At 40.8% G+C, this 8,947-nt stretch carries 6 protein-coding genes; 2 read left to right on the top strand and 4 right to left on the bottom strand.

Features of this window, described 5'->3' with window-relative positions; translation table 11 throughout:
• Positions 1 to 185 precede the first annotated feature (185 nt).
• The 3 genes from ahpF to NSQ29_RS31450 form a co-directional block, all read right to left on the bottom strand.
• Positions 186 to 1,715, bottom strand: coding sequence for an alkyl hydroperoxide reductase subunit F (gene ahpF / locus NSQ29_RS31460; protein WP_042192017.1), 1,530 nt, complete (start codon positions 1,713 to 1,715; stop codon positions 186 to 188).
• A 14-nt stretch (positions 1,716 to 1,729) separates the two neighbouring features.
• Complete coding sequence (gene ahpC, locus NSQ29_RS31455) at positions 1,730 to 2,293, bottom strand: alkyl hydroperoxide reductase subunit C (RefSeq protein ID WP_042192019.1); 564 nt, start codon at positions 2,291 to 2,293, stop codon at positions 1,730 to 1,732.
• A 229-nt stretch (positions 2,294 to 2,522) separates the two neighbouring features.
• Positions 2,523 to 3,401, bottom strand: coding sequence for an aminoglycoside phosphotransferase family protein (locus tag NSQ29_RS31450; RefSeq protein WP_341126912.1), 879 nt, complete (start codon positions 3,399 to 3,401; stop codon positions 2,523 to 2,525).
• Between the two features lie 202 nt (positions 3,402 to 3,603).
• On the opposite strand from NSQ29_RS31450, the gene NSQ29_RS31445 reads away from it, so the two are divergent.
• Positions 3,604 to 4,524 (top strand): phosphotransferase enzyme family protein, encoded by a 921-nt coding sequence (locus tag NSQ29_RS31445; protein ID WP_340972923.1) that lies wholly within the window; start codon positions 3,604 to 3,606, stop codon positions 4,522 to 4,524.
• A gap of 188 nt (positions 4,525 to 4,712) precedes the next feature.
• Positions 4,713 to 5,306: a YdeI/OmpD-associated family protein gene (locus tag NSQ29_RS31440; protein WP_339267314.1), complete on the top strand. Its 594-nt coding sequence runs from the start codon at positions 4,713 to 4,715 to the stop codon at positions 5,304 to 5,306.
• 82 nt (positions 5,307 to 5,388) lie between these two features.
• Here NSQ29_RS31440 and NSQ29_RS31435 read toward each other — a convergent pair whose 3' ends face one another.
• Positions 5,389 to 8,904 (bottom strand): alpha-amylase family glycosyl hydrolase, encoded by a 3,516-nt coding sequence (locus NSQ29_RS31435; RefSeq protein WP_341126911.1) that lies wholly within the window; start codon positions 8,902 to 8,904, stop codon positions 5,389 to 5,391.
• Positions 8,905 to 8,947 lie beyond the last annotated feature (43 nt).

Genomic DNA, 8,947 nt, shown 5'->3' with positions numbered 1-8,947 from the left:
CGTGCTAAATTCTCAATTTTGCTTAATTCATATTTGAAATATGTATTCGAGGAATTCTCATAAAATCCTCCAAAAAAGTTTACAAATCCCCTTTTTCTCTCATAACATACGGATAGCATACAAAAAAGCCCCCACCTTGTGAAAAGTGAGGGCTTTGGGTTACTTGCTTTAATTAACAGTATCGATTAGTTGCGGATCAGATAATCAAATGCACCTAAAGCTGCAGTTGCACCGGATCCCATCGAAATGATAATTTGTTTATAAGCACTATTAGTGCAATCGCCAGCAGCAAATACTCCTGGTACATTTGTGGCACCATGGCTATCTACAACGATCTCGCCAACGCGAGTACGTTCAACCATGTCACCTAACCAATCTGTGTTCGGAACCAAACCGATCTGTACAAACACACCCTGTAATTCAATATGGTGAGTTTCTTCTGTCGCACGATCGATATAAGAAATACCATCTACCTTATCAGTTCCGGTAATTTCTTTCGTTTGCACGTTTTTAAGCACAGTAACGTTAGGTAGGCTGTAAAGACGATCTTGCAGTACAGCATCTGCTTTGAGCTCTGGAGCAAATTCCAGAACCGTTACATGCTTCACTATACCCGCAAGGTCAATAGCTGCCTCAATCCCTGAATTACCGCCGCCGACAACGGCAACATCTTTGCCTGCAAACAAAGGACCATCACAGTGTGGGCAGTAGGCTACGCCTTTATTCTTGAATTCAGCTTCACCAGGCACACCCATATTGCGCCAACGAGCACCTGTCGACAGAATGACCGTCTTACTCTTTAGAACAGCACCGTTCTCGAGTTCAACTTCAATTAAATCATTCTTATCTAAACGTGTGGCACGTTGTAACTTCATCACATCAATGCCATACTCTTTCACTTGCTCTTCGAGTTTAGCTACTAGCTGAGGACCTTCAATGTAATTTACACTGATAAAGTTCTCAATGCCAAGTGTGTCGTTAACCTGTCCGCCTAAGCGTTCAGCTACAATCCCTGTGCGAATTCCTTTACGCGCTGCGTAAATTGCTGCACTTGCACCTGCTGGGCCACCGCCAACAACAAGAACATCATAAGGAGCTTTATTGTCAAACTCTGATGCGTCTACAGTACTACCCATTTTAGCTAGAATTTCTTCAACCGTCATACGACCACTTTCGAAAAATTCACCGTTAAGGTAAACGCTTGGAACAGACATAATTTCTTTGCGTTCTACCTCTTCTTTGAACACTCCGCCATCAATCATCGTATGGGTAATGCCAGGATTGAAGATACTCATTAGGTTCAGTGCTTGTACAACATCAGGGCAATTATGACAGCTTAGGCTGACATAAGTTTCAAACTTATATTCGCCATTAATGCTTTTGATCTGATCAATAACACTTTGCTCAACCTTAGGCGCTCTTCCGCTAACTTGCAGTAGAGCCAACACTAGTGAAGTAAACTCATGTCCTAGCGGAGTTCCAGCAAAGGTTACGCCCGTATCTTCACCCACACGATTTACGCTAAAGCTTGGGGTTCTAGGCAGTTCGGTTTTTTCTACCGTTATCCTAGCTGACATTTTGGCAATTTCATCAACCAGCGCTTCCATCTCTTGAGATGCTTCGTCAGAGCCTGCACTGATTTTCAGTACTACGTCGCCTTCCAAGAGTTCTAGGTATTGAGCTAGTTGAGCTTTTATTTCTTGATCTAATTTCATTTAGCTTTCGCTCCTTAAATCTTACCTACAAGATCGAGACTTGGTTTAAGAGTTTCTGCACCTTCGGACCATTTCGCTGGGCAAACTTCACCTGGATGATTGCGTACATATTGTGCTGCTTTGATTTTGTTAACAAGTGCACTAGCATCGCGACCAATACCACCAGCATTAATTTCAACGGTTTGGATAATACCGTCTGGATCAATGATGAATGTACCACGATCAGCAAGACCGTCAGCTTCGATCAGAACATCAAAGTTACGGGAAATCACATGAGAAGGATCGCCGATCATAATGTATTTTACCTTGCCAATAGCTGCAGAGCTTTCATGCCATGCTTTATGTGTAAAGTGAGTATCTGTGGAAACGGAATATACTTCAACACCCAATTGTTTCAGGGTTTCATATTGGTTTTGCAGATCTTCAAGTTCAGTTGGGCATACGAATGTAAAGTCAGCTGGGTAGAAGCAAACTACACTCCATTTACCTTTAAAGTTTTCTTCTGATACATCGATGAATTTCCCATCTTGAAATGCGCTTGCTTTGAATGGTAGGACTTCTGTTCCGATAAGTGACATATTATTTAAATCTCCTTTAAGTTTTATTTTTTGTGGATACAATATTCAAATCTGCAAACATCACATATCTGAATACTATTTGTAATTATTATAATTAACCAAATTAAGGCCTGTCAAGTTATTTATAATAATTCTAATATGATAATCGTTGTCAGTCGCTAAATGTTCATAAATTATCATACTTATGAACTAGTATGGGTTAGTTTACATGTTTTATGTAGGGCAATTTCTACAATTCGAAGTCATCTGCTATTAGATTGATAATATTTAAAGATTCTCTCGCAACCTTTGGGTTAGAATATCTATTTCCATTATATGTGATTAATGCTTTCCATAAAGCCCATCCTCTTGCTCTATTCCAAGTCTCTTCATCCATCTGTAATACATCCTTGAATACCTTTCTACTATCCTCATCCAAAAAGGTCCATGCCATTGCCGCATCACAAGCAGGATCGCCTACACCCAAGATTCCGAAATCAATGACTGCACACAGCTTTCCATCTTTGACTAGTAAATTCCCTGGCGCAATATCTCCATGAACCCAAACCGGCTTGGAATTCCATTTAGAATCTAATGCTAATTCCCAGATTTCTCTCAATAGATCTTCTTTAAAAATATCTTTATTATGCTCAATCGCATGTCTAGACTCTTCATCATATACAGCTAAAGATCCACCTCTATAGAAATTATGTTCTCCTGCTAAAGGCCCCCTACTAGCATCAATAGATTGTAATTCAATTAAAAATGCTCCCAAATCTCTTGCAAACTGGTTAAGATCATTAATATTTTGGTGCGTTAATGTCTCACCCTCTACCCACTTATTGATAGACCACGGCAATGGATATTCTTCGTTAGGCTCCCCTTTGACTAATGGTATTTGAATAGGTAACGTGAGTTCTTTACTTAATATGGGCAACCATTGTTGCTCTTTCTCTACTTGTGGAGCATAAGCTGCTGCACTTGGTAACCTCACGCTCATATGCTCACCTAAATGAAACGTACGATTATCATTCCCGCTGAATTTTACTGGCCTAATCTCTAAATCGGACCACGCGGGAAATTGTTCATTAATTAATCTTGCAACTAAATCGACGGTAATTGTATTCAATGTTTATCTCTCCAAACAAAAGTTATTTGTCACCTATCATAAAAAATATCGCTGAACAGCCCATATTCAACTTCGCTGTCATTATTGTAAAATACTTCCGTATATTTGTTTGTGACATAAGCTATCGTTAGTATTTACATATTGGATATACAGTAAAGATAATTTATATAGCCCAAGTTCTACTCAAAGGAGAATTCAGCTTATGAAAGTTGATAGTCTTATCGGTGAAATCAAGCGAGCCTATCAAATAAATATAGAGAATATCGAACTTCATCGAGAAATGATCGGTAAAGTATATTACTTACAGAATCAAGAACAAAAGTATATGTTTAAAATATACCGTAACTTTAAATCGGATGACGCCTTGCAGACGGTTCAGATCTTAGATTATTTAAAAGCAAATTCATATCCAGCAGTATCTGTGGTTAGAACTGTCGAAAATGATAGCCATATTATGCTTAGTAATCAGGTTGGTAGCTGCGTAGGTATATTATACGATTATGTCGAGGGCGCAATGCCCGAGGTTAAGCTTGAGGCCGAGAGTATCGGAAATCAGATTGCAGAACTCCATAACCTAATGAAACTATATCCCAATAAACTTATTAACAGGACGAAAGTCGATTACATCGATGGCTATATCTCCAATATGAAAGAACTCCATTTTGATCCAGAAAAAATTCTAGAACTTAATCAATACGGTAATGAATTATGGGAACGCATCACTAGGCTCCCAAAAAACTTTTGTCACGGTGACCTTCATACGGGAAATATGATCAGAAACGAGCATGGCGAATATGTTCTCTTTGACTTTGACGACGCTTCAGGTGATTATTCGAGTATGGATGTTGCATATATGTGTGATGATACCCATTTTAATGAATTTCATGAATCAATGTATGATCAAACCTTACGTTTATACGAACGCTTTTATAAAGGATATAGTAAAATACGCACACTGAGCGACCAGGAGATTCTTGCGATTTTCGATTTTATTGCGATCAGACATTTTCAAATTATCTCAAGAATAGTACAGTGCCAAGGATTACAATGTATATCTAAAGAATTTTGCGATCAACAATATCACTGGCTTATGAAGTGGCAGGAAGTTTGCATTAAACATTGATACTTCTATTCGGTTCATAAATACCTCGCTAACATAAGTTTTACTAGCCATTTCCATAAGAGACATCTAATATTATGTTAGCTTTACTAGTGTCTGTATGCAAACTATGCAATTAGATCAGCCACAAAAGGGACAAGCTAAGCAAGTTGAAATCTTAATATGATTACGAGGAAGAAGGGTGTTCCTTAATGACTAATAGTAAAACGAATCCGAAGGTGGACGGATTTCTAAGGAAAGTAAAACAGTGGCAGGAAGAATACGAGACGTTGAGAAATATCGTTCTTGACTGTGAGCTGACCGAAGACTTTAAATGGATGCATCCTTGTTACACGTTTGAGAACAAAAACATAGTCTTAATCCATGGATTTAAAGAATATATTGCACTGCTGTTTCATAAAGGTGTCTTATTAAAGGATACCCATGGGATTCTGATTCAACAAACGGAGAATGTACAAGCTGCACGCCAGATCCGTTTCACCAATGTTCAAGAAATCCTTGAAAAAGAAAGCATCATAAAAGAATATATTTATGAAGCCATCGAAGTTGAAAAAGCTGGTTTGGAAGTGGAATTCAAAAAGAATACAGATTTCATCATTCCTGATGAATTTCAAACTAAACTTGATGAAATGCCTGCCTTGAAAAATGCTTTTGAAGCCTTGACGCCCGGGCGGCAAAGAGCATACCTTCATCATTTTTCTGAACCCAAGCAATCCAAAACTCGAGTATCTAGGGTTGAAAAATGGATGCCGCAAATTCTGGATGGAAAAGGATTAAATGATTAAGTTGTATATGAAGAAGCAACCTTAGATCGGTGAACAATCCGAACTGAGGTTGCTTCTTCTCTTTTTACTAAAAGACTTTATACTACTTCAGGTAGGTTCCGGTTACTCCTATTCCACCGCTACCGTTCAATACATACACTCTAGCATTTCCTTTTCCAGAGCATACCAGAGTGATTGTACCGTTAGTAACGTTTTTGGTATCGCCAGTCACCGCATCCACGTAAGTTCCGTTCGGAATTCCGGTAAATGTCGCATTTCCTGAGATCGTAACTAACGCAAAGCTATCAATACCTTTTGCGCTATCGGTATATCTTCTTTTAAATGCCAAATCACCGGATACATTTTCTGTGGAATACTGGCCTTTTTGCAAGGCTGGAACAGCTCTTCTGATTAAATTGAGTTGTCTAATATGTTTTGCCAAAGGATAGTTTAATGAATCGGCAAGTGTGCCAGTAGCATTTGTATACTTACCGTAGTCCTGAACAGTAACGCTACCCTCAATTTGATCTCCAAAGTAAGCACGCCCTGTTGAGCTAAGTGGTGCATTCGGGCCTACATCGATGACTGATCCTTTTTTAAACTCGATTTCAGAACCATAATAGATCGCAGGTATTCCCCGGAAGGTGAACATCAGCGAGAGATTCTCAGCCCAAGTGTCTTGTGTCCCTGCAAATCGTTGATTCTCTGGGGCTTGGTCAGGTGCATAGTCATGAGAGTCAACATAAGTTACATTCCAAGTAGCATCGTTATAATATTGATCACCGCTCTTCATACTGAATGCTTCCTGTGCAGTCTTGAATGCCCAATGCATCGGGAAATCAATAACATCCATACCCGATTTCATCGAATAGTCAGGCGCGTGATAATTATTGCCTATTAAAAAAGCATTGTTCGAGGTTGGCTGCCCTGCTGTAGTAGAGTTATCTGCCCACTCTTGTTCCACTGACAGCTTGTTGGAAGCGTAGTCATTTTGTCCATCACCCGGATAGGCTTTCGAGCTTTTCCATGTATAGAATGGAGTCGATATTGCCGGAATTCCACTATTCCATACATCTCTGTACCGAGTAGCCACTTCACCAAAGACAAAGAAGTTTGAGCCCCCTCTTGTTTTCCAAGCAGGAACAAAGTATTTGTTAAAAATATACCGACTTACATGCTTCACAGTATCGACCCGGAAAGCATCAACACCCATATCAATATACTGATTATAGCTGTCAATTAGATACTGATTCAATACAGGATTTTCCGTATTCAAGTCCACAGCGTCTCCTGCAATCTGTCCTGTCTGTACGGTGTAAGATTCCCAGGAAAGACTTTTTTCGGTATGATACATGTTATTGTTGGTTTCCGCATTTTTCATGATTGCGAGTCTGGCCTGATATTGCTGATCAGGGGTCATCGTATCATAGTTAGCTGGCAGTTTATCCGTAATTTTAAGCATGTTATTTACGGTGTCCGCTGCAGTCGGATCTTTTTTGAACATAGGCAACAGATTTTCTTCCCCAAAATTACCGGTATGATTCACAACAACATCCTGAATAACCTTTATCCGTTTGGCATGAGCTGCATTAATCAATTCCTGATAAGAGGCTCCCGCTGATTCATACCTTGGATCTACTTTGGAAAAATTAATCGCATGGTAGCCATGATAATCATACCCGCTAGCATTCTGCACCACTGGCGTAATCCAAATAGCACTGAATCCAAGCGCTTTGATGTAATCGAGCTTTTGAATCAGTCCCTTAAAGTCACCTCTCCAAGCTGGGTCTGAATCCGGATTTCCTGCTTTAGCATCCTCCCATGAATGTACATTGTTACTCGGATCACCATCATAGAATCGTGAAGTAATTACGAAATAAATGGTGTCTTCACGGAAATCGCCTTTATTTCCAATCGTATAGACAAAGCTCTGTTTTGTTTCATTTCCGGCACCATCAACCACCAGGAATTTCAGTGTCGTCGTCTTATTAATAAGAATGGACGGTCCTGCCAGAGCAGTTAAAGCATTGCCCGAGACATAGAGATTTGAACTGGTAGTTGGTTCCGTCCCATTATCTGTGTAATATGCGGTGGTCGTTGCTGCTTTGTTATCTTTTATATTAAAAGAGACGGTAACGGCAGAGCTTGAATTCCCAACAGGTAAATTCGCGGTTATCGTTGGGGCCTGCAGGTCGAGATTTAGGTCAATGACATAAGCAAAGGTGCCTACACTGCCTGCTTGACCGATGGAGTTAACACCAAAAGCCTTAATAGTCATAGTAGAGGCCACTTGGATTGGAGTGGTATACAAGGTAGAGGATGTCGTAGGTGTCGACCCGTCTGTCGTATAGTAGATTTTATCGCCAGTATTGATACTGGAGAGCTTCACAGTTTGGGCAGAATCATATGTCTTCGGTGTAGGAGAGACTGAAATCACAGGGATCTTCGGAATTTCTGGATTAGCGTCATACCACACATTATCCGAGGAATACCAGCCCTCTTTTATACTGCGGGATAAGTCGGCGGTCTGTTTGCCGTTGCCATCATTAAAGATAAGGCTTGTGCCGGTGGCGTTGGCAATAGTATAGCTGTACCAGTCGTTTCCGTCCGATTTCATCAGAATTCCTGGCCAAGCTCCGCTTGTTGGAACCGTTGTCGGACTCAGATTCCAGTAATGGATTCGGATCGTTGAGCTCCAGTTTGCTGGTTTCTTAAAATGAACTGTTAAGCCAGCCGAAGTTGGTGTAGGTGTTACGGTTGGTGTTGGTGTCACTATTGGTGTAGGTGTTACGGTTGGTGTTTGTGTAGGCGTCACTGTTGGCGTTGGTGTTACGGTTGGTGTTGGCGTAGGAGTCACTGTTGGCGTTGGTGTTGGTGTTGCGGTAGGCGTTGGCGTTGCTGTGGCTGAAAGAGTTAGATAGTCGATATTGATATTCCCAGTATCATCCGAGTCATATTTGTAAGCGATCGTATTATTTCCTGCCTGTAAGGAGAGCGTTTCTGTTTGGTCCCCCCATGCATCCCAGTTTGCCAAGTTCGCTAAAGTGGTCTGCTTTACCTTTGCTCCATTCACATAAATGGAAACTTGCTTGGCACTGCCAGTCGCATTGGCGTAGCGAAGCGTGGCAATATAGGCGCCTGCAGCGGAAGAATGAACATTGAAGGTGGTGGTTGCTCCTGTGGTTGTGTATCCATCAACAAAACCAGTGCCGGTATATCCGGTGTGATTCGTATTTATTTTTGCGCTACCTGACAAGGCTGCGCTCTCAGCTTCATACTTCCCAGCAACCGGAATAACTACCGTCCAGTTCTTCCCTCCGTTGCTGTCCCAGCTATCCGTCGGGGCTGTGATGTGATAACAATAAATGAGTGTTGCGCCCTCTTGCACATTGAGGTTGGCCGTAAACGTGGTCCCACTTTTAGACATGACTGTGTCCGTAGTATTCGTCCAATTATTCGTAGTCCAATGCAGTGTCACAGAAGATGCTGTGGTGTTCGTATAGGAGACTGTATAATCAGTGTTGCTGGCTGAAGCCCCGCCCGATAAACCGAATAAACTAAAGATTAGCGAAAAAATGATCAACCAAGAAACAAACCGCCTAGATTGTTTTCGTACCAATTAAATAACCTCCTCATTAATTTAAGTGCAAATTACGTTGTGC

It is taken from the genome of Paenibacillus sp. FSL F4-0236 (genome assembly GCF_038000135.1).
In the GTDB taxonomy this organism is placed as follows: Bacteria; Bacillota; Bacilli; order Paenibacillales; family Paenibacillaceae; genus Paenibacillus_AQ.
This window is presented reverse-complemented; position numbering and strand designations above follow the sequence as displayed.